General features: G+C 61.1%; 19 protein-coding genes. 5 read left to right on the forward strand and 14 right to left on the reverse strand.

All coding sequences use genetic code 11. The features are described 5' to 3' along the window. Window positions 1–18: 18 nt before the first annotated feature. From KBY08_RS07825 to KBY08_RS07845, 5 genes are all read right to left on the reverse strand, one after another. Complete coding sequence (locus KBY08_RS07825; protein WP_060409735.1) at window positions 19–1,983, reverse strand: bacteriophage N4 adsorption protein A; 1,965 nt, start codon at window positions 1,981–1,983, stop codon at window positions 19–21. Then, the gene (locus KBY08_RS07830) at window positions 1,980–4,100 is read right to left on the reverse strand and encodes a glycosyl transferase family protein (protein ID WP_011266778.1); all 2,121 of its coding nucleotides are present in this window, start codon (window positions 4,098–4,100) and stop codon (window positions 1,980–1,982) included. The genes KBY08_RS07825 and KBY08_RS07830 overlap by 4 nt, the downstream gene beginning before the upstream one ends. A gap of 12 nt (window positions 4,101–4,112) precedes the next feature. Then, window positions 4,113–6,329, reverse strand: a complete 2,217-nt coding sequence (locus tag KBY08_RS07835; RefSeq protein ID WP_060409736.1) for a cellulose biosynthesis cyclic di-GMP-binding regulatory protein BcsB — start codon at window positions 6,327–6,329, stop codon at window positions 4,113–4,115. Between the two features lie 167 nt (window positions 6,330–6,496). Beyond that, window positions 6,497–7,747: a non-hydrolyzing UDP-N-acetylglucosamine 2-epimerase gene (wecB, locus tag KBY08_RS07840; protein WP_024652341.1), complete on the reverse strand. Its 1,251-nt coding sequence runs from the start codon at window positions 7,745–7,747 to the stop codon at window positions 6,497–6,499. 703 nt (window positions 7,748–8,450) lie between these two features. After that, entirely contained in the window at window positions 8,451–8,717 is a 267-nt protein-coding gene (locus tag KBY08_RS07845) for a YebG family protein (RefSeq protein WP_004406827.1), read from the reverse strand. Window positions 8,718–9,128: 411 nt separating this feature from the next. On the opposite strand from KBY08_RS07845, the gene KBY08_RS07850 reads away from it, so the two are divergent. Next, window positions 9,129–9,617 (forward strand): phosphate-starvation-inducible protein PsiE, encoded by a 489-nt coding sequence (locus KBY08_RS07850; protein ID WP_003316964.1) that lies wholly within the window; start codon window positions 9,129–9,131, stop codon window positions 9,615–9,617. A 61-nt stretch (window positions 9,618–9,678) separates the two neighbouring features. On the opposite strand, the gene KBY08_RS07855 is transcribed toward KBY08_RS07850, so the two are convergent. From KBY08_RS07855 to KBY08_RS07885, 7 genes are all read right to left on the reverse strand, one after another. Then, window positions 9,679–10,011, reverse strand: coding sequence for a YXWGXW repeat-containing protein (locus KBY08_RS07855; RefSeq protein ID WP_011266780.1), 333 nt, complete (start codon window positions 10,009–10,011; stop codon window positions 9,679–9,681). Window positions 10,012–10,275: 264 nt separating this feature from the next. Further along, window positions 10,276–10,608: a DUF3509 domain-containing protein gene (locus tag KBY08_RS07860; RefSeq protein ID WP_011266781.1), complete on the reverse strand. Its 333-nt coding sequence runs from the start codon at window positions 10,606–10,608 to the stop codon at window positions 10,276–10,278. Between the two features lie 898 nt (window positions 10,609–11,506). After that, window positions 11,507–11,935, reverse strand: coding sequence for an HPF/RaiA family ribosome-associated protein (locus KBY08_RS07865; protein WP_003365451.1), 429 nt, complete (start codon window positions 11,933–11,935; stop codon window positions 11,507–11,509). A 273-nt stretch (window positions 11,936–12,208) separates the two neighbouring features. Next, complete coding sequence (gene fecA / locus KBY08_RS07870; RefSeq protein ID WP_054091417.1) at window positions 12,209–14,557, reverse strand: TonB-dependent Fe(3+) dicitrate receptor FecA; 2,349 nt, start codon at window positions 14,555–14,557, stop codon at window positions 12,209–12,211. A 717-nt stretch (window positions 14,558–15,274) separates the two neighbouring features. After that, the gene (locus tag KBY08_RS07875; protein ID WP_058822488.1) at window positions 15,275–16,252 is read right to left on the reverse strand and encodes a FecR domain-containing protein; all 978 of its coding nucleotides are present in this window, start codon (window positions 16,250–16,252) and stop codon (window positions 15,275–15,277) included. Then, complete coding sequence (locus KBY08_RS07880; RefSeq protein WP_004406806.1) at window positions 16,249–16,752, reverse strand: sigma-70 family RNA polymerase sigma factor; 504 nt, start codon at window positions 16,750–16,752, stop codon at window positions 16,249–16,251. The genes KBY08_RS07875 and KBY08_RS07880 overlap by 4 nt, the downstream gene beginning before the upstream one ends. A gap of 210 nt (window positions 16,753–16,962) precedes the next feature. Continuing rightward, a complete protein-coding gene (locus KBY08_RS07885; RefSeq protein ID WP_024661102.1) occupies window positions 16,963–17,838 on the reverse strand; it encodes an AraC family transcriptional regulator in 876 nt (291 codons plus the stop codon). A gap of 136 nt (window positions 17,839–17,974) precedes the next feature. Between KBY08_RS07885 and KBY08_RS07890 the strand changes: the two genes are divergently transcribed. Next, window positions 17,975–18,877, forward strand: coding sequence for a DMT family transporter (locus KBY08_RS07890; protein ID WP_024661101.1), 903 nt, complete (start codon window positions 17,975–17,977; stop codon window positions 18,875–18,877). A 46-nt stretch (window positions 18,878–18,923) separates the two neighbouring features. Here KBY08_RS07890 and KBY08_RS07895 read toward each other — a convergent pair whose 3' ends face one another. Then, the gene (locus tag KBY08_RS07895) at window positions 18,924–19,898 is read right to left on the reverse strand and encodes a 2-hydroxyacid dehydrogenase (RefSeq protein WP_004406787.1); all 975 of its coding nucleotides are present in this window, start codon (window positions 19,896–19,898) and stop codon (window positions 18,924–18,926) included. Window positions 19,899–19,985: 87 nt separating this feature from the next. After that, window positions 19,986–20,933, reverse strand: a complete 948-nt coding sequence (locus KBY08_RS07900; protein WP_004406777.1) for a LysR family transcriptional regulator — start codon at window positions 20,931–20,933, stop codon at window positions 19,986–19,988. A gap of 183 nt (window positions 20,934–21,116) precedes the next feature. Between KBY08_RS07900 and KBY08_RS07905 the strand changes: the two genes are divergently transcribed. From KBY08_RS07905 to KBY08_RS07915, 3 genes are read left to right on the forward strand one after another with little or no spacing between them, the layout of a single operon-like run. Continuing rightward, a complete protein-coding gene (locus tag KBY08_RS07905) occupies window positions 21,117–22,601 on the forward strand; it encodes an efflux transporter outer membrane subunit (protein ID WP_057457034.1) in 1,485 nt (494 codons plus the stop codon). Continuing rightward, window positions 22,598–24,787 (forward strand): FUSC family protein, encoded by a 2,190-nt coding sequence (locus KBY08_RS07910; RefSeq protein WP_111522065.1) that lies wholly within the window; start codon window positions 22,598–22,600, stop codon window positions 24,785–24,787. Before KBY08_RS07905 ends, KBY08_RS07910 begins: the two co-directional genes overlap by 4 nt. Continuing rightward, entirely contained in the window at window positions 24,774–24,977 is a 204-nt protein-coding gene (locus KBY08_RS07915) for a DUF1656 domain-containing protein (RefSeq protein ID WP_004406774.1), read from the forward strand. The genes KBY08_RS07910 and KBY08_RS07915 overlap by 14 nt, the downstream gene beginning before the upstream one ends.

Here is a 24,977-nt window from a genome sequence, read left to right on the forward strand (position 1 = left end):
ATGGGTGACGGGCGCAGGTCACCACGAGAACGTCATGCGTGCGAAAACGCCTTCTGCGCGGTCATCGCCAAACACTTTCTCGCGATACTGCACGGAGAAGTCGACATACGACTGCGGCGCCTTGTACTTATCCTCGCGGAACCAGTAACGCACGCCCGTACCGACACCAAGCCCGCCAGCATTACCCGATGATGTGCTGCTACGGCCGAGACTGTCGACCTCACTGCGCATCTTCGAATCGTAGTCCACTGCGGCGACCACATGGGGAAACACCACCAGCCGCGGGCTGATGCTGTCCAGACGGAAGCTGCGTCCGACCTGCCACTCGCTGTTGAAATAGTTGCGCTTGTCCTGCAGATAGCGCCCGCCTTCAGCGTACAGCTGCGACGTCCACCAGCTCGGTACATCGACGCGCAGGTCGGTGCCGATGCTCGAGCCGTAGCCCAGGCGCACCAGCCAGTCGCCGTCGGCGTTCGAGTTGCCTAGCGGAAAGGTGCGTTCGAAGGCACCGATCACGTTGACTGCGCTGAACGGCTTGACCCGGATACCGAGCGCGCCCTGCAAAGCGTCCGCGCCTGTGTCGGAGTCGCCTTCCTTGCTCCACAGCGTGTCGGTGACGCGTCCGTAAAGCTCGACGAAGCGCGCATTGCGGTAACCGAAGGGTCGCCAGAACACTTCGGTGCTGTTCTGCACGCTGTCATTGCTGCCGCCGGGTGCGCCGCTCAGGCCGCTGCTGGTGCTGGCGCCCCGATAAGTCGTGGTGTTGGTCAGGCCCCATTCACGGGACAGATCAGAAACGGCACGTCGCGTATCGAACACCTGTTCCGCGGGCATCTGCAGATCGCCGGTCTGCTGGTAATCGAGCACGCGCTTGAAGTAGGCGATGGCCTGCGCATCGTTCGACGTGCGCATCGCGCTGTAAGCGGCATCCTGCACTTCGCGGGGCTTGAGGCCGGACTGACGGTCAACACGCTTGAACGTATCCAGCGCGCCCTGATCATCGCCCGCCTGGCTGAGGAAATAGGCTATCTGCACTTCATCGCCGGGTTGCAGTTCGCCCGCGTCGCGTGCTTTCTGCAGACGTTGCAGCGCCTCACTCGGCTGGCCCATGGCGGCATACAACGAGGCCTGTTCACGCAGTGGCAGGTTGCCTACCGCCATGGCCTGGGCGAAGTCCTGACGCGCACCGTCCTGATCGCCCAGGCGCTGACGCATTTGTCCGCGCTGGACGAGCAGGGTGGCGTCGTTGCCATTCAGCGCCAGCGCTTCGGTGGCCGCAGAGCGCGCTTCGGCATACTGCCCTTGGGCAATCAGGGCGCTGACCAGTAATTTCCGGTAGGCCATCTGCTTTGGGAAACTGCGGACAGCCTCCCGCGCCTCGCTGACCGCGGTGTCGTTATCTCCGCGAGCCAGTGCCTTGTAGCCGGTGGCCGCCTTGTTGACCGCCACCTGCTCCTGAATCGCCTGCCGACGACGCGTCAGCACCTGTTGCGGCCCCAGTGCCTGCTCGGCATCGTTGATCGCTGCCTGTGCTTCATCCAGATGCTGCTGACGTTGCAGCGCCTCGATCAGCATCATGCGGTAATCGAGGTTCTTCGGTGCCTGGGCAATGGCCTTGCGCGCATGACTGGCCGAGCCGTCGTAGTCGCGGTTGGCGTAGGCGCGCAGCGCCTGATTGCCTTCCAGATAGCCAGGTTGCGGACGTGTCTTGTAAGCGCGTTGCGGATGATCGCGGCGGTACTTGTCGCGTTCGGCCAACGTAATGAGGTCACGCAACTGCTGAGCGTCACCGCGCTGACGCAACGCTTCGTTCGCTTTGGCGATGGCCAGGTCGTAATCCTTGCGGTTGTAGGCCATGTAGGCTTCGTTGGCGATGGCATACGCCGGGCCGGTCAACGGCAAAGGCAGGGTTTCTGCCTGGCTGAACGGCGAAGAAAGACTCAGGCCGGTCACCAGCAGCGACAGGATGAAGGGGCGCTTCATAGTGGCTGCTCCGTTTGATCGTCAGATCGGTAATGGTTGTGCTGACGTGCCACAGCCTGTTCGATGGTTTCTCTGGGCAGCACGCCAATGTCGACCAGGTAGTCGCCGATCCGGCCATGCACATGCGGGCGGTAGCCGAGCATGGCTTTCTGGAACACTTCGCGGTCCAGCAGGCCTTGCTCGATCAGCAGATCGCCCAGCAGTGGCGCTCTGGCTGGAAGCGGCTGACCCTCGACCACCTGAAGCTGACGCAACTGCGCGACGATGTCGCTTTCACGGGCAATCAACTGCACCGGCTCGGCACCCAGCTGTTCGCTAATCTGCTGCAGACCGTCAGGCGGCAGCGGGCTGGCCACTGCGATTTCCTGGCGGCCCAGCGCATTCATTTGCAACGGCACGACACGCCAGCGCAGGCAGAACTCATCCGCCAGCACACTGTTGTCGGCACGCTTGCTGGCGATGTCGAACACCCGCGGCAGGTCATTCTGGAAGGCGATGGCCTCAGCCAGGGTTTCATCGTCGAGCCAGCCGTGGCTAAGCAAAATCCTGCCCAGGGGCACCTGACGGGTTTGCTGTTCAGTCAGTGCGGTCTGCAGTTTTTCGTCGTTGATGGCTTGCCAGGACAACAGCACGCTGCCCAGACGGCGGGGCGCGACGGCAATCAGGTCGGAAGACGGGAAGTCGTGCATGGTCTTGTCCCAGACCAGCTTGCGGTTGAGCACCTTGCCCACCAGAAACATCCGCCAGGCCCGAGCCGCAGCCATGAAGTTGACGAAGTTGCCGACCACCATGCGCGGTATCGACAGCAAACCGTGCTGCCAGCCGTAAAGCACGGTGGTGAAGTAGCAGCGATGCAGGATCCGCCACAGCAGTGCGATGCCGTTGGCCACCAGCAGATACTGAATCAGTCCGGTGGTTTCAAACGGTGTCGGGAAGCTGGTATTCCACAGCCCGCTGGAGCGCAGAACGATCAGTGCCAGCAGCTGGATGAGGATCAGGTAGGCAATGATGCTGATAAACGATGTCACCACACCCTTGCGGTCGCGAAACAGCAGGTAACGGTTTGCCAGCGAGCCGGTCCAGCCCATTTGCTCCCAGCCTTGCAAGCCGATACCCAGCGTCCAGCGCGCTTTCTGGCGAAAGGCAGTGCGGAAGGTGTCCGGGAAGAATTCGCGCACGCACAGCGGCATTTCCAGCGTCGATTCGTAAGGCTTGCGGAACCACGATTTGCGCAGCACCCGAAATTGCACCGGGAAGCGTACGAAGATCGCCTGCATGCCGTACTTCGCCAGTCGCGCGCCGACGTCGTAGTCCTCGGTCAGGCTTTCGGTATTGAACGGCTGGTTCTGGTTTTCATCCGCCAGCACCATCAGCGCACGTCGCGAGAAGCAAGTGCCGACACCGGCCGAAGGCACGGTGTCAGTCATGCTTTCGCGTACCACCAGGTCCTTGCCGTGCCATTCGGCGAACTCGTCCATGTAGGTGCCGGCTACCCATTCGTACCAGTTGCGTTCCAGCGACACGACCGGCAACTGGATCATGTCCTTGCGCGGCAACAGGTAATTGAACAGGCGCAGTTCAAGCGGGTGCAGCACGTCTTCGCTGTCGTGCAGGATAGTCCCGGCGAACTGTACGGCGTGGGTCTTCTCGTACAGGAAAATCGCCTGGATCACCCAGTTCAGGCAGTCGGCCTTGCAGGTCGGGCCGGCGTGCGGCACCTCCACACGGTGCAACTGCTTGTAGCGGCGACGCATGCGCTCCACTTCATCGATGGTGCGCTGGTCGTTGATGTAAGTGCCGACGAACACCACGTAGTTCTGATAGTCGAGCGTCGACACCATGTTTTCGATCATCGGCGCGATGACGTCGTATTCCAGCCAGGCCGGGACCATGATTGCCAGCGGCTGCTCGTCACGGGCAGTCAACTGCTCGGCAGTCAGTGGCCGGTAGCGACGTTCGGCGGTGAACTTGCGGTACAGCCGGCGCGACCAGTACCAGATATCGATGAACAGGTCATCGATACTCGATACCAGGATGATTAGCCCGACAACGATCGTCGCGACTTCCAGCACGCTGTAGTAATGGGCCAGCCAGTAAGGCCAATAGAGCGACGTCATTGCGGCGGCCTGTTACGAGCGATTGCGACGGGCGCTACGGCCAGCCAGCAACAGAATGAGAAAAAGTACGATGCCGGCCGGGATCAGCCACAGCAGTGATGGTTTGCGCCAGGCCTCGATGCCGGTGCTTTCCTCCTCCTCGATCATCTGGCTGCCGGTCGGGTCCTTGGCGTCGAAGGTGGCGATCGGGCCGCTGTCAGCCAGCAGCGCGGCGTTGCCACGTTCCAGCAGTAGCGGACGTTCGAACACAGGAGCCTGACCGCCCAGCGAGCGATAGACCATGCCGTGCTGGCCGCCGGCTTCGATCACTTGCAGCGAAGCCAGGTGGTTGAGCGACTTGAGGTCGAGCAGCGTCTGCTCTTTGTGGTTGATCAGCAGGTGTCCGTCGTTGCTGGCCTTGACCGACTCGGCGCCGTCCTTGACGGGCAGTTCGAAGGCCAGGAAAGACTTGGCCGGTGTCACGGCGACGCTGGCGTCGTCGCTGACGCTGAGCTGTGCGCGCAAAGGCGAGACGCCGGAGGCGCTGGCGATACGGATGACTTGCGGCAGGCTGCTGGTCGGGTGCTCAAGGTAGCCCTTGGGCACCATGATCTGCGTATCGGTGGCGAAGCGTGCCGCCATGCCCGAGAAGTTTTCGTCAGGCGTGACCTTGTCCAGCACGATGTGGCTGGTTGGCAGTACCGAGATCGGGAACGCCTGCGGCGTTTCCAGGCACTGGTTGCTGACCGGCTGACGCTGGAAGGACACGCGCAGGACGTTCTGCGCCGCCAGTGCGTATTGCGGAATGCGGGCTTCGATGCGCTCTTTCTTGCCATCGGGAGTCAGTTGCATCGCACCGATCAGGTAATCGTTGAGGAACAACGTGGCAACCGGCGGGGTACCCGATGCACCGGGGGCGGCAGCGATATCGATCATCGCAGTCACCGGTACGCGACCGTCATAGGCAACGCTGCCCAGCGGGAACGAGGCGCTCCAGTCGGTTTTTGCCAGCACGTCCACCGTGCCGGGCTTGCCGCCCAGACGGGTCAGTGCGACACGACCGTCTTCGCTCAGAGGCATGGCGGCTTCTTCGCCAATGGTCAGCTGGCGATTGCGCGCCAGTTTATTCCACGCCGAGCTGAACAGGCCGATGGCCTTGTTGGCCGACTCCGGCTTGATCATCAGCAGCGCGCGATTGCCCAGCAGGGCCAGACTCACGTCATCCCCGGCGCTGTTGGCAAGCGGCTTCTTGATGTGACGCTCGCGCCACTGGGCCAATGCACTGGCCGCCGAAGCATCCAGACCCTGCACCTGCGCCTGGAGAGCGTCCATGGCGTCGTCGATAGCCTTGAGCAACTGCGGATCGCTGATCGCCAGGTCGGCCTGCAATGCAGGTGTCTGGCCGAGCATCAGCAATGCACCGATTTCCGCCGGGTCGCGCAGGGTGTACTGGCCCTTGCCTTCGAGCCCTGCAAACGCCGGAATCTGCTTGAGTTCCGCCGGAATAGTCAGGCCGCTCAGGTCTACGCTGTCCTGCACCGCAGGGAACGGCAGGATGCGTGCCTGCTTGCCGATGCGCTCCAGCGCTACGCCCAGACGCCAGGCGGCATCGTAGCTGGCGTTCGACAATGTGCCGGGTGCGACCAGCAGGCCGGGTTTGCCGGGCAGTGCGTTCCATACCGCGCCGACGTCCTGCAACTGGCTGGCGTCATAGCTGTAAGTGAGGCGTGTGTGCGGATCGATGCGCAACACGTTGCCGATCGCGCGTTCATCCTCGCAGAGCGCTTTCGAGATCACCGACGACCAGGCAATCCCCAGCCGTACCGAACCGCTTTCCCGCGCTGCCTTGTCGACGCCCAGCGTCGCACTGGCGTTGCCCTGTTCTTCATTGAGGCCCAGCGCACGTACCGGATAACCATCCAGCGACAGCAGCAGCGTGTTGCGGCCGGCCTCGCCGTTCAGGTAGCTGGCATCGAAATTCAGCGTGGCCTCGGTCAACGGCACATTGGCAGGCACCGGCAGATACAGCTCGCGGCGGGCATCGGAGGCATTGAGGATGATCGGGCGATCGATACCCAGCTCCCTCAACTCGATCACGCGCTCCTGGCGATTGTCGGCAGTGATTCGGTTGATCGCTTGGGTCAGCGGGCTTTCGGCAGCCAGGGCGAATGCAGGCATCAGCGCCAGCAGGCTCATCCCGCAGGCAAGTACGCCAAACGCGCCCATGTTTACGGCAACGGAAGATTTCATCGTGCAGATCTCGGTAAAGGCTCAAGGCCATTGGGTCTTGATACAGGCTGCCGGTCTGCTACAACGTTTTTCGGGCACTCGGTCTGAACCGGGTGCCCGTATCGTTTGCGGACTGCTTCCTGCGGAGTTTTTTGGGGTTCGTTTGCGCTACCTGCGCGGCCTTTTGGCTAACTGGCCATCGAGCGCAACTCTGCATGTTCCTGCTGGGGCTTGATTCGTGTATCCAGGTGTCTGTCCACCGGGTCCTGGCGCTGACGCGGCAGCTCGGCGACAAACTCATCCACCGGACGGCCCATCAGGGCATCGACGATCCGTGAACTGGCTTTGCCGTCGCCATAGGGGTTGGCTGCACGGGAGGCGTTCTGCCACAGCGCATCATCGTCAAACAGGGCGTTCACACCGCGAATGATGGCGTCCGTCTCGGTGCCCACCAGGCGCACAGTGCCTGCCGCGACCGCTTCCGGGCGCTCGGTGACATCGCGCATGACCAATACCGGTTTGCCCAGCGACGGCGCTTCTTCCTGCACGCCACCGGAATCGGTGAGGATGACGTGAGCGCGTTGCATCAGGCGCACGAACGACAGGTAGTCCAGCGGCTTGATCAGGTGCACGTTGGGCAGATCGCCCAGGTGCTCGGTCACCGGCCCAAGTACATTGGGATTCAGGTGCACCGGGTAAACGATCTGTATGTCATCGCGTCTGGCCAGTTCGCCCAGCGCCTTGCAGATGTTCAGGAAGCCGTCGCCGAAGTTCTCGCGACGATGCCCGGTCACCACCAACACCCGGCGCTCGGGCACCAGGAACGAAAACTGGCGATCAAGTGCATGGCGCAGTTGGCGGTTGCTGTCGATTCGCTGTGCCGTCAGGTGCAGGGCGTCGATCACGGTGTTGCCGGTTACGAACGAGATACCCTGCAGGCGCTCGCCCAGCACGTTGCGGCGCGACTCGGCGGTGGGGGCGAACAGGTGATCGGAAATCAGATCGATGCAACGACGGTTCATCTCTTCAGGCCATGGCTGACGGATGTCACCGGTGCGCAGACCTGCTTCGACGTGGCCGATGGGGATCCGGCGATGAAAGGCCGACATGGCCGCCACCATTGCTGATGTGGTGTCGCCGTGAACCAGCACCCTGTCCGGTTTCATCTCGTCCAGAATCGGGTCGATCGCCGCGTAAAGCGCAGCGGTCAGCGAGTTCAGCGTCTGATCCGGGCGCATCACATCAAGGCTGTAGTCGGCTTTGAGCTCGAACATGTCCAGCACCTGTTGCAGCATGCTTTGATGCTGCCCGGTAATGCAGATTCTTGAGTCGATACCCGGCTCTGCAGCCAGTGCTCTGACCAGAGGAGCCATTTTGATGGCCTCCGGACGAGTACCGAAAATGGAAAGGACCTTCATTCTGGGGTGCAGACCAGCCATTATTTCCTCCCGCGCCCTGAGCGCGTCGCACGGCAGCAAAAACCAGACTGAGAGCAGCGTGGTCAGCTTGCGAGTTGATGAGTTTCTCGGGCGGAAAGATCGGAGTTTGTGGCTCGATGTTCACTTCAGTGTGAATGTAGCAATATGCCTTGTTACCCGGAGTTGTCGGGATTATTAACAGAACAAGGTAATAAAGCAAAACGTTTATTAAGTATTTTTCAAAGTAACAATGGCCAGGAACTTTGGAATTTCACCACGGTCAGTACAGGGTTAAATTTTTTGAGAAATAGCGTTTTGGCCAATGAATACGGGGGGTTCATGGGGTTTTTGCAACACTTTTCCAGCTGTTTTGAATGCCGGATTTCCAGCGGTAGTTATGGATGATGGCAAAAAGTTTCAACAAAGGCAGTCGCGCTGGGGCGTGCGTCACTACAGCAGAATCCTGACGCCTGTTTAATGACAGGAAGAGAGAAGGGGTTCACAAAAATGACGCTGATATAATGACGGTCGGGAACTTTGATTAGGTATCGAGTTTGACACGCTGACGGGCAAGCGGGAGGTTAGGAGTTGGCTTAGATACTGTTCAAGTTGTGCGGTATATACAGTATTGAGTTGTAGCAGCAATACGGGTGATTGCCCAGCCATTAAATGAGAATGATTGGCGACCCCCTCGCAACGAGGGGAGTCGCAGCCCACAACGGAATCAGTCTTTCGCCTCGGCCGGCTCCGACAGTTCGCTGAGTGCGCTCGCGTTGTTCTTGAACGCCGCTGCGAACACGGCGCGATTCTTGGCCATGTAAATGCTCGCGTCCTCTGCATGCTTCTCCGAGATCCCCGGCACGTTCTTGATCAGGACGTCGGTGAGAAGCTCGGCCAGCTCGAGCATTTGGTCGTGCGCATCGGCGAGTTTACGGTCCACGAAAGTAGTCTCCAGATCGCGGGTACTGCGGTAAAGGGTTTCAACAGCCATTTTGGCCTCGTCGTCTTATCCAGTGTTGAAAGGGCTAGACCCGGACGTTCAGCGCTTTGTGCTCTGACCAGCGGGTATGCAAAGCATTGATCGTGCATGACCAGCGCGCCGGTCAGGTGTAGCGGGGCACTGCGTGAAAGCCTTTAGGGAAGCTGGCCTGCGACGCAACAGCGAAAGCGATTTCTCGATTACTGTGTTTTTATACAGTAAAAGCCATGTGCCAATCAAGCCCTGCCTGAATAGTGGCGTTTACGCATCTTTTTTGCGCTGCAAATGTGCCTTGCGACAACCCGCCGCGCTCTCAACCATAGCCTATGGCCCTGTTCCTGCTTTAAAAAGCAGGCCACAACAGTGTCACGCGTACCCGGCATCATCCGGTCGGCATAAACGAAGGTTCAGAGGTAGCGCTTCATGGGAAACAAATGGGCAGTAAAGATAAGACACCGCGTGCATGCGCAGGCCGAGTCGCTGGGCAACCTGTGTGTGGAGAGCTTCCACTTTCTCGCCCTGTTCGCGATCGGCGCGATCACGGCATGGGCGTCAGTGGTTGCATTCCTGGGGATGGTCGAGAAAGGCAACGTCACGGTCGATGACATCCTGCTGCTGTTCATCTATCTCGAGCTGGGGGCGATGACCGGGATTTATTTCAAGACCAACCACATGCCCGTGCGCTTCCTCATCTATGTGGCGATCACTGCACTGACGCGGCTGCTGATTTCCGACGTGTCCCACCACAACCCACCGGATATCGGCATCATCTACCTGTGTGGCGGCATTCTGTTGCTGGCGTTTGCGATTCTGGTGGTGCGCTATGCGTCTTACAAATACCCTTCAGCGAAGATTCCCGACTCGTCCAGCACCGTCAAAGGCGCGGTGACGGAAGAGAAGGGCGAAATCTGATCGAGGCAATGGCGGCATCTGTGCAAGATGCCGCCAGCACGCTGCTTATAGAAGAAGGCAATCAGTTCAGCCAGACCCCGGCACGCCAGTGCCAGCCATCACCAGCGCTTTCCCAGTGCGGATGCACATAGTGATAGCCGGGTCGCTCGGCTTCCCAGTGGCCATGCACCGGCACGAAACGCTGGCCGTTCCAGTGCCAGTAACCGCGTGCCCATACATAGCCTGGGCGAGGGGCCGGTTCCACCTCGACGACGCGTTCGGGTGGCGGTTGCGGCGCGATCACTTCTTCGACGTATTCATGATGGACGTGCGGTCGTTCATGGACTACACGCTCCTCGACACAGCCTGACGCGATCGCAAGTGATGCGATCAATACCCCATAACGTAAATACATGTTGCCTCCTCGGAATAACCCGCAGGTGCAGTGGCGCTGAACTCAGTGCCCAGTCGCTCGAATGTTTCTGCGCAAGGATTGTTGTAGCAGGATGTATCTGTACTTTTGCTGAAGAGGAGGGAGGGGGGAATGATAGCTAAAGGCCGGTCTTACGAGGGGAGGAGGTCATTCAAGCCGTCTGGAGACGATGGCGTGGTATCAACATATTCTGGCTCTGTGCAGCGCCATTAACGGCGCTGCACAGAGGGGAAGGGCAGGTGTCCATCAAGCTCCGGCATTCACCGTTGCCTGACTCTGCGGCCATGGACCATTGGCCGGGGCAGGTGTCTTTTTCAGGGTCGCGCCGTCGGTCAACGCCGCAAGGATCTTGATTGCGCTGTCGCCACGTTCGATGGCGATGCCAAATTGCACGCTTTCTATCAGCTTGCGCAGGCGTTGTGGGTCATTGCGTTGGGCGGCGCTGATCAAGCGCTTGGCAACGACGCCGCATTCGTTGGACAAGGTCAGCATGATGCTGCCGTCCAGCCCTTGAATGCTCAGATTCACCCGATAGTCGGGGTGAAACGTGTCCGTGATCATTTGAAAAGGATTGTCCATATCATTCACCTGCTCAATGGTCTGCATAAGTTGACCGGGTCGTAGTCCTTTTGGTTCTCGACGACTGATCAGCGGTTGCGTTACTCCTGCGCCTGCTGCTGACCGTTTTGCTGTCGTCTTTCGCGTTAATGACAGGTTCGTTTAAGACGCTTTGACGCACTCTCGACGTGAGTCAGCGCCAGGAAGTGGCCGTCCTGATGGCCTGCCTCGTGGTGCGTAGTACAGGGCTTTGCATGGTTCGGGCCATATTGCCGGGGCGATACGCTAAAAGCTGCCGAGCGGGAGTGCTGCGCAGCCGCTTTCTGGCTTGCTTTGCGGCAAGACAAGCCAGTCAGTCCGGTTGAAAAAAGCGCTCTCCAAAACGTGCCGGGGGTGCGTCCCGGACATGATCTGGTTGTCTCGCGAATGACGTTTTGCAGGGTTTTTTCGAGTGATTGTCTGACACTCGGACAACCGATTCTTGACGCCAGAGATTCGTAACGACGGGGTCGAAACCGTCCTCGCGTGCTGTTCAGGTTCCGGTGTTGAGCGCGGTGCTGCGGAACGGCGAGATGCATATTGAGCGCTTGTGGGCATGCATGGCTGACCAGCACACTCACAGAGGTGAGCGGCGTGCTTTTTTTGCTCGCCGATGGCTTTGCGGTGCCGCTCGACGGGCGCCTGGTGCGGCGTGTTAAATTCGATGGACGGCAACCGGCGATCGAAACGGCTGCAAGGCGAGCGGTGGATCAGGGTGGCCAAAGCTGTGCAGCGACCTTTTGTGGTGCGCACCGATTGGGGCATACAGACGTGTGTCGGCCACGCTGTCGGTGTGCACTGCGCTTGCCGGCCTATGGCGAACAAAAAGGGCGAACCGTTGCCGGTTCGCCCTTTTTTTGCAAAACGTGTCAGTGGAACATCAGGTCAGACGAGCGGCTTCTTTCTCCTGCTCTTTTTCCAGAAATTCTTCTTCGAGCAGCGCGTCCGGGCTGACCGGATCTTCATCCTGTTCGGCGATGGTCGGTGCGGCGCCTCGTTTGCCGCGCAGTTTGCCAAACAGATGCTCGAGGGCGTGATCGAGTTTTACAGCAGCGCCATCCACAGCCTGATCTACCGTATCGGCCTTGTGGGAAACAGAAATGGGTTGGTGTCCTTTGGGGCGAGCTTCCATCTGGCACTTGATGTCGTGTGGGCCAGGCTTGTCGCCGTTTTCATCGCGGATGTGGACTTCCACGCGGGTCAGGTTTTCATCGTAGTGTTCGAGCGTGCTTTCAACGGTGGTACGAACCCACTCCTCCAGTCGGATACTGCTTTCGATGTGATTATCGCTATTGACCTGGATTTGCATAGTTAATCCTTATTAGGGCTTGCTCGTGCGAGGCTGGACTGCATGATTCCTGTCGGAATCGTTTTCGTTTGCGCTCATTCACAGTGTTGGCGGCAATCGCCTGACAATTCAACCCCAATGTGTAAGAAATATTTCGCAGCAAAAAATTGCTTCCCTGGCGCGAGGTTACGAATCAGCAGCGGACGCAGAGCGTCCAGAACGGCATTCCCACGCGGATAGTGAGGAACGAGAGGTGTCCGGAAGAACACTGCTCTCGCGCTCTGGCGTCCGAAACTAGAACGCGACCGACGTCTGTACGTACACCGTGCGTGGTTCGCCGACGTATTTGCCGCGGTTGTTGTCGTCGAACGAGCGGGTGTAGTACTGGCGGTTGAAGATGTTCTTCATCCCGACCGCAACGTTGAGGTCAGACAATTGCGGGCCGAAGTCGTAGTTGGCGCGGGTGCTGAACAGCATGTACCCAGGGATCTTGCCGGTGCTGCCGTCGGCGCTTTCAGCCGAGGTATTGGCGTTGTCGGCAAACTGGTCGCTCTGGAAGGCGCTGTCGAAATTGAGCTTCCACGGCCCTTCGGTGTAGCTGACGCCCATGGTTCCCTTGTGCTTTGACGAGAACGGCACGCGATTGCCCTTGTTCGGGCCGTCTTCGCGAATCGTGGCGTCGACGAAGGCGTAGGTCGCGTAGACATCGTAGCCGGCCAGCACCGGGCTCAGGCCCTCCAGCGCATAGTTGACGCTGGTCTCGATGCCCTGATGACGCGTCTCGCCGCGTGCGATCACCGTGTCATTGGTCTGGTTGCTGTCGTACTGGTTGTCGAAATTGATCAGGAACGCGCCGATCTCGGCCCGCAGGTTGCCGTTGTCGTAGCGTGTGCCCAGTTCCCAGGTGCGGGCTTTTTCCGGTTTGACTTCATCGCCGGTGACGCGGTTGGGCATCTGGCTGTACTGCACACTGCCGAACGAGCCTTCGGTGTTGGCGTACAGGTTCCAGGTGTCGGTCAGGTGGTAAAGCACGTTCAACGCGGGCAGTGCGGTGCTGTAGTCGCCCTGGTAGCGGGCGTTGGTCAGGTTGTTGTTCTGCGCGGTGTCGATCATCTCGTAGCGAATGCCCGGCGTGATGGTCCACTTGCCGATATCGATGCGGTCGTCGATGTAGAACGCATGCGCTTCGGTCGCGCCGCGTGTGTCGCGGTCGTTGCGACTGGCGGTGGTTGGCAGCTCGCCCGTCACCGGTTCGCGATAGCGCAACTCATGACCGGCCTCGTTGACGTAGCGGTAGCCAACGCCGACTTCATGCCAGGTCTCGCCCAGCGCAAAGCCTTGCGAGAAGCGTGTTTCCAGGCCGCGCACCCAGTATTCGCGGGGCGACAGGGAAACGAAGCTGCCCTGATCCAGATAGCCGCTGCGCAAGGTCTTGGTGAAGAACGTGTTGGCGGTGAAGACGCGCGCGTCCTGCTCATAGCGATAGCCGAAGTTGAACAGGGTGCGACGGCCCCAGAACTTGTCCTTCAGGCGTGTCGACTGGTACGGGTCGGCATCGTAGTCCGCGACGCTGAGGCCTCCAGGCATCTGTGCTTCGCCATCGTAGTACTGCGCCATGGCGTTGAGGCTGTTGGCGTCGTCGATCTGGTATTTGCCCTTGAGAATCAGGTCGTCGATTTCGGTGTCGCTGTGCTCGCGCCAGTCGCCGCCGCGCACGCCGGAATACAGAATCGCGCCGCCCAGGCCGTTGTCCGCGGTACCGCCTGCCAGCAGGTTGCCGGTGGTCTTGAAGCCGTCGTGGCTGGACGACGGGCTGGTCTCGGTTTGTATGCCGCCCTTGAGAGTGGGGGCGTCGGGGATCGCGCGGGTCACGAAGTTGACGATGCCACCCACGTTCTGCGGACCGTAACGCACTGCGCCACCGCCACGTACCACATCGACTGCGTCCATGTTGCCCATGCTGATCGGCGCAAACGACAGTTGCGGCTGGCCATAGGGCGCGAACGGCACCGGGATACCGTCCATCAGCACGGTAGAGCGCGACGCCAGGCGTGGATTGAGGCCGCGAATGCCGAAGTTCAGCGCCATGTCATGGCTGCCGGTGCCGTTGTTGTCCGGCGCATTGACGCCCGGAATGCGATTGAGCACTTCACGCGCCGATGTCGCACCGACCCGCTCGAATTCCTCACGACGAATCACGTCACGCGCGCCCGGATGCTCGAAAACGTTGGTTTGCTGCGCAGCGCCCAGCCAGTCACCGACCACCGTAGAGACACCCAGTTCGATCGGCGCGCCAGCGGTATTGGCCGGTTGCAGGGTAAAGCCGTTATTGCCATCGGCCATGGCCTGCAGGCCGGTGCCTTCGAGCAAGGCATTCAGGCCCTGCTCGGGCGTGTACTGACCTTCCAGGCCACGGCTTTTCAGGCCGCTGGTGATCTGCGAACCATAGGAAATCAGCACGCCAGACTCACGACCGAACTGGTTCAACGCCGCTTCAAGCTCGCTCGGCGCAATGTGATACACCTTGGGTGCGACCTCGGCGGCCTGCGCCATCGACAGGCTGCCGACCGAGAGGCTGGCGCCGAAAATGACATGGCGCAATGTACGCACCAGCGGCGAAAGTTGGGTAGGGCGGGCTGACATGCAGGAGTCCTTTGACCGGAAGGTTGAGAGAGGCTTTCCCTGTCTGTCACGCGAGGATCAAAAAACGGCTCACGCTTTTTGAAAAATTTTAGCCGGCCAGTGCAAATCTACCTGACATCCCCAAACCGCTGTGTGACGCAGAGCGTCACGAACGGCATTCCCACGCTGGAGCGTGGGGACGATAGTCAAAATCGCGTTCACTACCATCGAAATGCTTTTCGACCACGATGGCACTGACGACGCAGAGTGCGACGTAAGTGACGGCTGAGTCCTGGCGCTGATCCGGGGGTAGCCTGGCAGGACGCCAGGCTAGCCGCACCGTGCCATGGATGGCGCGTTGCGGCGACCCCCGGATCAGTGACAGGGCGAAGGAACCCGACGAAGTCGGGCCGGAAACGGAGCTAAGGACTTTGCTCACTTTGGTCCCTCAAAGTGAGTCGCCGAGGGGCGAAAAGGTGACCTGAGCCGACCCCCAATCTACCTGACAAAGAAAAACCGCCGTGTGACGCAGAGCGTCACGAACTGCATTCCCACGCGGAGCATGGGAACGATAGTCATCGCTGACGCCACAGAACCGCCGTGTGACGCAGAGCGTCACGAACTGCATTCCCACGCGGAGCATGGGAACGATAGTCATCAATGACGCCACAGAATCGCTGTGTGACGCAGAGCGTCACGAACGGCATTACCGCGCTGAGTGGGAACGAGCAATCACGATCAAACCCGCGCCTGCACGTTCACCCAATACCGCGTGAAGCGCTGCACGCGTACCGGGAGGGCGAGTTCGAGCATGTCGAGGATGCGCTCGCTGTCGGCCAGCGGGTAGCTGCCGGAAATCAGCAGCCCTGCAACCCTCGCATCGCAATTCAGACGACCGCGGCGGTAGCGACTCAACTCTGCGAGAAAATCCGTCAGCCTCATGCGCGACGCCACCAGCATCCCGTCCGCCCAGGCACCACTGCCTGCGTCCAGCGGACGAACCTTGTCCCAGGCATCGCGGCTGAACGTCACCTGCTGGCTGGCGCGCAGCATCAAGCCCGCTCCGCTCTTGCCGGCAGGGGCTATTTCAAGGGCTCCGGCAAACACGGCCAATTGCGTACGCCCATCCAGCTGACGCAGGTTGAAACGACTGGCGCCTGTCGACGCCCTGACCGTGCCTTCCGCGCTCAACAGGTTCAGCGAGCGCGTGTCCGCCGAGGCCGTCATGAGGATTTCGCCCTGCAGCAGTTCAATCAGGCGCTGCTGCGCATCAAAACGCACATCCACCGCGCTGGCAGTATTCAACTGCACCTGACTGCCGTCGCTCAACGCCACCTTGCGCTGTTCGCCCACACCACTGTCGTAGTCGGCCAGCAAAGGTTGCAGGGCAATCTGTTCGCGCAGGCTCCAGCCCGCTGCCGAGCCTGCGCCGAGCAGCAATAGCAGTTTGAGCGCATGCCGACGGCTGGCGGACTTCGGCGCATTGAGTGCCGCATGCGCCAGCGGCGAGGACAGTCCACTCAGGCGCTGGTTGACCCGCTGCATGTGCGCCCATGCCCGTTGGTGCTCGGCGTTGCCATTGAGCCACAGCTGCCAGGCGTGCTGACGGCGGGCATCCAGCGTGCCTTCCTGCATTTCCAGCAGCCAGCCAACGGCCTGCTGTGCCACGGCAGGCGAGATGTCGGATTTGTTCAGGGACTCGCTGTTCGGATTCATAGGGCGAAATAGCAGCGCAGGGCGGCCTTGTGCAGATGACGCTTGACCGTGGCGATGGAGATACCCAGTTCGGCAGCGATCCGGCCATGGCTCAAGCCGTCGACCTGCGACAGCAGAAACGCCCGCTTGACCAGTGCTGGCAGGCCGTCCAGCAGTTGATCGAGTTCGACCAGGGTTTCGAGAATGATCGCCCGCTCTTCTTCCGAAGGCGCCACGCGCTCCGGCAGTTCGGCCAGTGCCTGATAGTAGGCATGCTCCAGGTCCTGACGCCGGTAGTGATTGCACAGCACACGCTTGGCAATCGTCGTCAGAAAGGCTCGCGGCTCGACGATTTGCGCTGTATCGCGTGCGCCCAGCACCTTGATAAAGGTGTCCTGCGCCAGGTCCGCCGCGCTGTGCGGGCAGCCGAGCCTGCGCCGCAACCAGGTCGTCAGCCAGGCGTTGTGAGCCCTGTACAGGCCTTCGACAGTGTGATTGAGAGCGGAGTGGGCGACGGGCATCACGGGGAAACAATCCACGGGGACTCATTGGTGGCGTGGATTCTGGCAGACTCTTTTGCGTATGAGAATATTTATCATTAATATTGCGGTTCATTTTTCCCGCCCGGGATCGAAAAAACGCACGGCAAAAGCCAGAACCAGTGTCGTAATGCGTGGTGAGAGCAACTGCGGCTGGGTGGCGGTTGATGAGCATGGGCAGCGGTGAGTCAGCTATTGGCCTAAAGCCGTTCTGTACTCACCTGGTGTCGCCCCAGTGGCCTGACGAAAACGGTTGCTGAAATGGCTGGCGCTGGCGAACCCGCAAGCCAGCGCGATTTCGCCCAGTGGCTTGCCGGTACTGCGCAGCAATTGGCGCGCCTGCTCGATGCGCCGCGCCAGCAGGTACTGGTGCGGCGGCAACCCGAAGCTTTCGCGAAACATGCGTGCGAAGTGGTATTCCGACAGCGCGCACAGGCCGGCCAGTTGGCCAACGCTCAGCGGGTCGGCGAGATGCATTTCGATGAAGTCCACCAGATGTCGGCGCAGATGCGGCGCCAGGCCGCCTTTCAAGCGCAGCCCGTCGCGCAGGCCTGCCTGATTGAGCAGCGCATGGCTGACCATCTCGTGCGCCAGGCTGCTGGTCAGCAGGCGCTCGCCGGGTTCTGCCCAGTTCAGGCGAATCAGCTGCCGGAAGCGTGCCGCCTGTACGGGGTCTTCCAGAAAGGTGTTTTCCCGCAGCTGCATCTCGCGCGGCTCGCGATCCAGCAGGGTGACGCAGCCCAGCGCAAACTGTTCCGGGCTGAAATACAGATGCGCCAGACGGATCTCGCCGTTCACCACCCAGGCGGACTCATGACCGGCAGGCAAGATGCACAGCTTGCCCGGCGCGCCTTTCTGGTCGGGTCTTCCGCGGCGAAAGGTCCCGGTACCGTCCTCGATATAGCACGACAGGGTATGGTGGGTCGGTGCGTGATATTCCTGCGAGTCGTGCCGATTGTTCCACAACGCCGCCACCAGCCCGTCGCCCAGCGGCGCGCTCTGCTCCAGATTGGCATTGGGTGAACTGTTCAGGGCCTGAAAGACCTGGATGGATTCAATGGCGGACATGACGATTCCTCTAGGATTTGTATCCTACTCGCTGGTGACGCCGCTGCCAGTAGCGCTTGAATCAAATGCGCAAGATTGTGCAAGCGATGGCAGGCCGGCACGCCGCAGACTGATGGCTCATCAAGGAGCCTGCACCATGAACCTCTCGCTTTATCTGCTGACCGTGCTGATCTGGGGCACCACCTGGATCGCCCTGAAACTTCAACTCGGCGATGTCGCGATTCCGGTATCGATCGTCTATCGCTTCGCATTGGCGGCCTTGGTGCTGTTCGCGTTTTTACTGCTGAGCAAGCGGCTGCAACCAGTCAATCGTCGTGGCCAGTTGATCTGTCTGGCGCAGGGCGTGTGCCTGTTCTGCGTCAACTTCATGTGCTTCTACACGGCCAGCCAGTGGATACCCAGCGGCCTGATCGCGGTGGTGTTCTCGACCTCGACGCTGTGGAATGCGCTGAACGCACGGGTGTTCTTTCGCCAGAAAATCGCTGGCAACGTCATGGCCGGTGGCGCGATGGGCCTGCTTGGGTTGGCGTGTCTGTTCTGGCCCGAACTGTCCGGGCACAGCGCCAGCCGCGAGACCCTGATCGGGCTGGGCTTGGCCCTGCTGGGCACGCTGTGCTTCTCGGCGGGCAACATGCTGTCGAGCCTGCAGCAGAAAGCCGGTCTGCGTCCGCTGACCACCAATGCGTGGGGCATGCTCTACGGTGCGACGATACTGGGCATGTATTGCCTGCTGAGTGGCACGCCGTTCAGCTTTGAATGGAACACGCGCTACGTAGGCTCACTGCTGTTCCTGGTGATCCCCGGCTCGGTGATTGCATTCACTGCCTACCTGACCCTGGTAGGACGCATGGGCCCGGAACGCGCGGCTTACTGCACCGTGTTGTTCCCGATTGTGGCGCTGAACATCTCGACGTGGGTCGAAGGCTACCAGTGGACGCTGGCGGCCCTGCTGGGGCTGGGGCTGGTGATGGTCGGCAACGTGCTGGTGTTCAGGAAGGTCAGACCGGTTGCCGTCGTGGTCGGCGGCAAACTGGCCTGAGTCGGTGGTGATCGTGCATTGCCTGCAGATCGGCAGAGGCGTGGCCTCAGCCTTTCCACACCTGCGGGTTGACCAGATCCTGCGGTCGTTCACCGAGCAGCGCACTGCGCAGGTTGCCGTAGGCGCGGTCGGCCATGGCCTGGCGGGTTTCGGTGGTGGCTGAGCCGACGTGCGGCAGGGTCACCGCGTTCTTGAGCTGGAACAGCGGCGATTCGCTCAGCGGCTCTTTTTCGTAGACGTCCAGACCGGCACCGCGAATGGTGCCGTTCTGCAGCGCTTCGATCAGGGCGGGTTCATCGACGATCGGGCCGCGGGCGATGTTGACCAGGATGGCACCGGGCTTCATCAGGCTCAGCTCGCGGCGGCCGATCAAGTGCTTGGTCTTTTCGCTCAGCGGTACCACCAGGCAGACGAAATCCGCTTCGGCCAGCAACTGGTCCAGGCTGCGAAATTGTGCGCCCAGTTCCTCTTCGAGTTGGGTCTTGCGGCTGTTGCCGCTGTACAGAATCGGCATGTTGAAGCCCAGACGCCCGCGGCGGGCAATGGCCGCGCCGATGTTGCCCATGCCGACGATACCCAGCGTCTTGCCATGCACATCGGTGCCGAAGTGCGGCGGTTCGATGCTGCGCGTCCACTGTCCGGCCTTGGTATAGGCGTCCAGTTCGGCGACTCGGCGGGCGCTGCTCATGATCAGCGAGAAGCCCAGGTCGGCGGTGCTTTCGGTCAGTACATCCGGCGTGTTGGTCAGCAGAATGCCGCGCTCGCTCAGGTAGTCGACGTCGTAGTTGTCGTAGCCGACCGAGATGCTGGACACCACCTCCAGCCTGGTGGCGCTCTGCAGTTGTTCGCGACCCAGCTTGCGGCCTGCGCCTATAAGTCCGTGGGATTCAGGCAAGGCTTCTGCAAACTGCGCGTTGATATCACCCTGCTTGGGGTTGGGCACGATCACGTTGAAGTCTTGCGCCAGGCGCTCGGCCATTTCAGGAGAAACACGGCTGAAGGCGAGTACGGTTTTTTTCATTGGGCAGTCACTCTCGAGCGGTTGAATGAGTAGCACGCTAACATTCCTCCCCGCTCTTTGGCAGCCGCTTTTTGCAGTTGTACGATGTCAGTACGAGGACTTGAGCGCCTGCACATGCAGATCGGCTTCGTCGGCTGCGAGAATTTCCGGCAACGAACCGCGCAGGTATTCAACCCAGGTTCTGATCTTTGCATCCAGATACTGGCGGGACGGGTAGATGGCGTACAGGTTCAGCTCTTGCGAGCGGTAATCGGACAACACGCGCACCAGGGTGCCGTTGCGCAGCCCCTCGATCGCCGAGTAGATCGGCAGGATGCCGACCCCCATGCCGCTGGAAATCGCGGTCTTCATCGCATCCGCAGAGTTGACCAGCAGCGGCGAGCTGTTGATGGTGACCATCTCCTGACCTTCCGGGCCATCGAACAGCCATTTGTCCAGCGGGAACACCGGGCTCACCAGACGCAGGCACGCATGATTCAGCAGGTCGGCAGGCTTGTGGGCCATGCCGAACGTTTTCACGTACTCGGGGGACGCGCACACGATGCTGTAGGTAATGCCCAGGCGCTGAGACACAAAGCCCGAGTCGGCCAGTTCGCTGGCGAGCACGATCGACACGTCATAGCCTTCTTCCAGCAAGTCCGGCACGCGGTGGGTCATGGTCAGGTCGAATGCCACGTCCGGGTGGTTGCGCCGGTAACGGGCAATGGCGTCGATCACATAATGCTGGCCGACGCCGGGCATCGAATGCATCTTGAGCTGTCCGGCCGGCCGGGCATGAGCGTCGCTGGCTTCGGCCTCGGCCTCTTCCACCGAGGCGAGAATCTGCTCGCAGCGCAACAGATAACGCTTGCCTGCTTCGGTGAGGGCAATGCGCCGGGTGGTGCGATTGAGCAGGCGCGTCTGTAAATGCGCTTCAAGGTTGGAGACCGCACGCGAGACGTTGGCGGTGGTGGTATCCAGCACGGCGGCGGCAGCAGTGAAGCTGCCCGCTTGCGCCACGCAGCTGAAGGCACGCATGTTTTGCAGGGTGTCCATGGGTACTTCTCTGAGTAGATGGCAAATTGTGACATGAAGTAACGGATGCATGTATCCAGACCAAAGGATTATCGCCGTTTCAGTAACAAAGATTCACAAATCTCCCTGCTTATCGCCGCATCGAGCGCCGCCTAGAATCGCCGCCATTCAAGGTGTGTCACCTTCGTTCGGGAACTTGCAGCTGTGCCGCGTCGCATCATCAGAGGGCTCTGGCCCGTCGGTATTCTGGCTTTTACGCTGGTCATCAGCGGCTGTATCGGAACACATGGAATCAAATCGCAGGGCAGTCTCCTGCACGCTGACAGCCTGGTCACCGATCAGGCGATTCAGAGCGCTGCCCTCGACGCCCATTGGCCCGCAGCGCAATGGTGGCGTGCCTACGGCGACGCGCAACTGGACTGCTGGGTCGAGATGGCGACGCTGGGCAGCCCGAGTCTGGCACTTGCTGCGGCTCGTGTGCGCCAGGCAAGGGCGATGGCGCAGGTCGCCGAGTCTGCCGAGTCCGTGCAGCTGCAGGGCAACGCCAGCCTGATGCGTCACGACTGGCCCGAGGATCAGTTTTATGGTCCCGGAGCGCTGGCCGATACTCGCACCTGGGACAACAATGCGTCGCTGGGCTTGAGCTACGCGCTGGACCTGTGGGGACGTGAACGCAACGCCAGCGAGCAGGCCGTTGATCTGGCGCATGTGAGTGCTGCCGAGCAGCGTCAGGCGCAGCTCGAATTGCAGGAAAACGTGGTCCGCGCCTATATCCAGCTGTCCCTCGACTACGCCCGACTGGATATCGCCGAAGCGGCCCTGGCCCAGCAGCAACAGATACTCGACCTGGCGCAGCGCCGCCTCAAGGGCGGGATCGGCACGCACTTCGACGTCAGTCAGGCCGAAACCCCGCTGCCTGAGGCGCATCGGCAGATCGATGCGCTGCAAGAGGCCATTGCCCTGAGTCGCAACCAGTTGGCCGCGCTGGCAGGCAAGGGGCCGGGGCAGGGCGCGGCCTTGCAGCGGCCTGCGCTGTCGTTGCACACCGCACTGACATTGCCCTCGGCACTGCCTGCCGAACTGCTGGGTCAGCGACCTGACGTGGTGGCTGCGCGCTGGCAGGTGGCGGCGCAGGCGCGCGGTATCGACGTTGCACATGGCGGCTTTTATCCCAATGTCGATCTGGTCGGCAGCCTGAGTTACATGGCCACGGGCGGCGGCGTGCTGGAGTTTCTGACCGGCAGCAAGCTGGGCTATAAGGTCGGGCCGGCCATCAGCCTGCCGATCTTCGACGCTGGACGCTTGCGGGCGGAGCTGGGCCGGGCGTCGGCTGCTTATGATCAGGCCGTGGCGCATTACAACCAGACGCTGGTGATGGCGCTGAAAAGTGTCTCCGACCAGTTGATTCGGCGCGCCTCGATGGACAAGCAGCAGGCACTCGCCGCCGAGTCGGTGGCGTCGGCGCAAAAGACCTACGACATTGCCCTGATCGCCTGGCAGCGCGGCCTGACCGATTACCTGAACGTGCTCAATGCGCGCACGCAACTGTTCCGCCAGCAACAGGTTCAGCAGCAGGTCGAGGCCGCGCGACTGGAAGCCTACGCCGGGCTGGTGGTGGCGCTGGGCGGTGACGGGTATGGCAATGGTCATTCCGCACACACCGCCGCCGAGTCCGGGGGCGGGCAATGATCGCCGCTCTGCAACGCATCACCGACCTGCCGTGGCGTCGCGAGTTGCACAGTTGGGCGCGCAGTGACGGGGTGACCTGGGTTTACATCTTCAAGGTGTTGCTCGCCGCATTCCTCACCTACTGGCTGGCACTGCGCCTGGAACTGCCACAGCCGCATACGGCGATGATCACTGTGTTCATCGTCATGCAGCCGCAGAGCGGACAGGTGTTCGCCAAGAGTTTTTATCGCCTGCTGGGGACGCTGGCCGGATCGGCGATGATGGTGCTGTTGATGGCCCTGTTTGCGCAGAATCCGCTGCCGTTTCTCGGCAGTCTCGCGCTCTGGGTCGGCCTGTGTTCGGCCGGCGCGGCGCGCTATCGCAACTTTCGCGCTTATGGCTTTGTGCTGGCCGGGTACACGGCAGCCATGGTCGGGCTGCCTGCGCTGGCGCATCCGGAAGGTTCGTTCATGTCGGCGGTGTGGCGGGTACTGGAAATCACCCTGGGGATCCTGTGTTCCACGGCCATCAGCGCCGCGGTGCTGCCGCAGAGTTCCAGCGCTGCGATGCGCAACGCGCTGTATCTGCGCTTCGGCGGGTTCGCCCGCTTCGTGGTCAACGGCCTGCGCGGCGACATTTCACGCACTGAATTCGAAACCGGCAACGTACGCTTTGTGGCCGAAGCCATCGGCCTGGAAGGGCTGCGCAGCGTCACGGTATTCGAAGACCCGCACATGCGTCGCCGCAACGGTCGACTCAACCGCTTGAACAGCGAATTCATGGCGGTCACCACGCGCTTCAATGCCCTGCACCAATTGCTCGAGCGTCTGCGTCTCGAACAGGCCGATCAGGTGTTGACGCATATCGATCCCGGTCTTGAACACCTTGCAGAGCTGCTCGACGGATTCGCCGACCGCGCCTTGACCAACGATGACGCGGCGCTGCTGGTCACGCGTCTGGAGTCGTACAGGGCGCAGTTTCCCGAGCAGGTCAGAAGCCTGCGCGCCGAGCTGGAGCGCACCCTGCCCAGCGACGCCGAACGACTGGATTTTCACACCTCGTTCGAGCTGCTGTACCGGCTGCTCAGCGAGTTGCTCGACTACGCACGAACCCACGCATCGCTGGCCGACCACAGCCATGAGCGTGAACAGTGGAAGGGCTCGTTCGTACCGCGTACCCACTGGATGACCGCGCTGGCAGCCGGCGCCCGGGCGACCTGCGTGGTCGGGCTGATGAGTGTGTATTGGGTGCTGACGGCGTGGCCCAGCGGCGCGAGCATGGTCCTGGCCTCGGCGGCCACCGTTGCGCTGTCGTCGACCACTCACAACCCCAGGCGTATGTCGCTGCAGATGGCCGGCGGTACGTTGCTCGGCGCGCTGTCGGGCTTTCTCGAAACGTTTTTTCTGTTCCCGCACATCGACTGTTTTCCGCTGCTATGCCTGCTGTTGACCCCGGTGTTTGTGCTCGGCGCGTACCTGGGCTCACGTCCACAGTGGACGGGATACGGCCTGGGGTTGCTGATTTTTTTCAGCCTGGGCTCGGTGCCGGACAACCTGACGGTCTACGACCCCTACACCTTCATCAACAACTACATCGCGATGGTCATCGGCATGCTGATCTGTGCCGCTGCCGGGGCAATTATCCTGCCGCCCAACAGCCGCTGGATGTGGCGGCGCCTGGAGCAGGCCTTGCGCAATCAGGTGGTGTTTGCGATCAGCGCGCCGCTCAAGCGTCTGGGCTCAAGCTTCGAAAGCCAGACTCGCGACCTTATGCATCAGGCGTACGGCCTGGCGATTGGCAAGCCGCTGGTTCAGCGCGAGTTGTTGCGCTGGATGTTCGTGGTGCTGGAAATCGGCCACGCCATTATCGAGCTGCGCCATGAACAGGCGATTCTGCCAATTCACCCTGCCTACGCCGAGTACCAGCCCTGGCGCATCGCGCTGCGAGTCATGGGGCGCGCCTTGGTGCGCCTGTTCATCCAGCCTGACGCGGTCAATCTGCAGCGCTGTCTGCTGGCCGTCGATCAGGCCATCAAACGGGTGCAGGAGGCCGATGAACCCTTCGCCTCGCATTTCGATACGTCGGTGCTGCGCCGGGTAAAAAGCTACCTGCACTTTATCCGCACGTCGCTGCTGGACCCGCAATCGCCGCTGGCCGCTTACAGCGTTGCGCGAACCGCTTCAGGAGTCGCCCATGCCGCCGCGTGAAATAGCCTTCCACGGCCTGTACATGCCGACCCTTACGTTGATCTTTCTGCTGGCCGTGGTTCTGGCATGGGCGCTGGATCGTCTGTTGGCCGGTTTTGACCTGTATCGGCATTTCTGGCACCCGGCCCTGCTGCGTCTGAGCCTGTTTATCTGCATCTTCGGCGCGTTGGCGCTGCCCCTTTATCGTTGA

It is taken from the genome of Pseudomonas sp. P135, from assembly GCF_020312125.1.
Classification (GTDB): domain Bacteria; phylum Pseudomonadota; class Gammaproteobacteria; order Pseudomonadales; family Pseudomonadaceae; genus Aquipseudomonas; species Aquipseudomonas fragariae.

Coding starts and splice junctions, on each gene's coding strand:
- KBY08_RS07825 (WP_060409735.1), bottom strand. CDS start 1,983: ATGAAGCGCCCCTTCATCCTGTCGCTGCTGGTGACCGGCCTGAGTCTT.
- KBY08_RS07830 (WP_011266778.1), bottom strand. CDS start 4,100: ATGACGTCGCTCTATTGGCCTTACTGGCTGGCCCATTACTACAGCGTG.
- KBY08_RS07835 (WP_060409736.1), bottom strand. CDS start 6,329: ATGAAATCTTCCGTTGCCGTAAACATGGGCGCGTTTGGCGTACTTGCC.
- wecB (WP_024652341.1), bottom strand. CDS start 7,747: ATGGCTGGTCTGCACCCCAGAATGAAGGTCCTTTCCATTTTCGGTACT.
- KBY08_RS07845 (WP_004406827.1), bottom strand. CDS start 8,717: ATGGCTGTTGAAACCCTTTACCGCAGTACCCGCGATCTGGAGACTACT.
- KBY08_RS07850 (WP_003316964.1), top strand. CDS start 9,129: ATGGGAAACAAATGGGCAGTAAAGATAAGACACCGCGTGCATGCGCAG.
- KBY08_RS07855 (WP_011266780.1), bottom strand. CDS start 10,011: ATGTATTTACGTTATGGGGTATTGATCGCATCACTTGCGATCGCGTCA.
- KBY08_RS07860 (WP_011266781.1), bottom strand. CDS start 10,608: ATGGACAATCCTTTTCAAATGATCACGGACACGTTTCACCCCGACTAT.
- KBY08_RS07865 (WP_003365451.1), bottom strand. CDS start 11,935: ATGCAAATCCAGGTCAATAGCGATAATCACATCGAAAGCAGTATCCGA.
- fecA (WP_054091417.1), bottom strand. CDS start 14,557: ATGTCAGCCCGCCCTACCCAACTTTCGCCGCTGGTGCGTACATTGCGC.
- KBY08_RS07875 (WP_058822488.1), bottom strand. CDS start 16,252: ATGAATCCGAACAGCGAGTCCCTGAACAAATCCGACATCTCGCCTGCC.
- KBY08_RS07880 (WP_004406806.1), bottom strand. CDS start 16,752: ATGCCCGTCGCCCACTCCGCTCTCAATCACACTGTCGAAGGCCTGTAC.
- KBY08_RS07885 (WP_024661102.1), bottom strand. CDS start 17,838: ATGTCCGCCATTGAATCCATCCAGGTCTTTCAGGCCCTGAACAGTTCA.
- KBY08_RS07890 (WP_024661101.1), top strand. CDS start 17,975: ATGAACCTCTCGCTTTATCTGCTGACCGTGCTGATCTGGGGCACCACC.
- KBY08_RS07895 (WP_004406787.1), bottom strand. CDS start 19,898: ATGAAAAAAACCGTACTCGCCTTCAGCCGTGTTTCTCCTGAAATGGCC.
- KBY08_RS07900 (WP_004406777.1), bottom strand. CDS start 20,933: ATGGACACCCTGCAAAACATGCGTGCCTTCAGCTGCGTGGCGCAAGCG.
- KBY08_RS07910 (WP_111522065.1), top strand. CDS start 22,598: ATGATCGCCGCTCTGCAACGCATCACCGACCTGCCGTGGCGTCGCGAG.
- KBY08_RS07915 (WP_004406774.1), top strand. CDS start 24,774: ATGCCGCCGCGTGAAATAGCCTTCCACGGCCTGTACATGCCGACCCTT.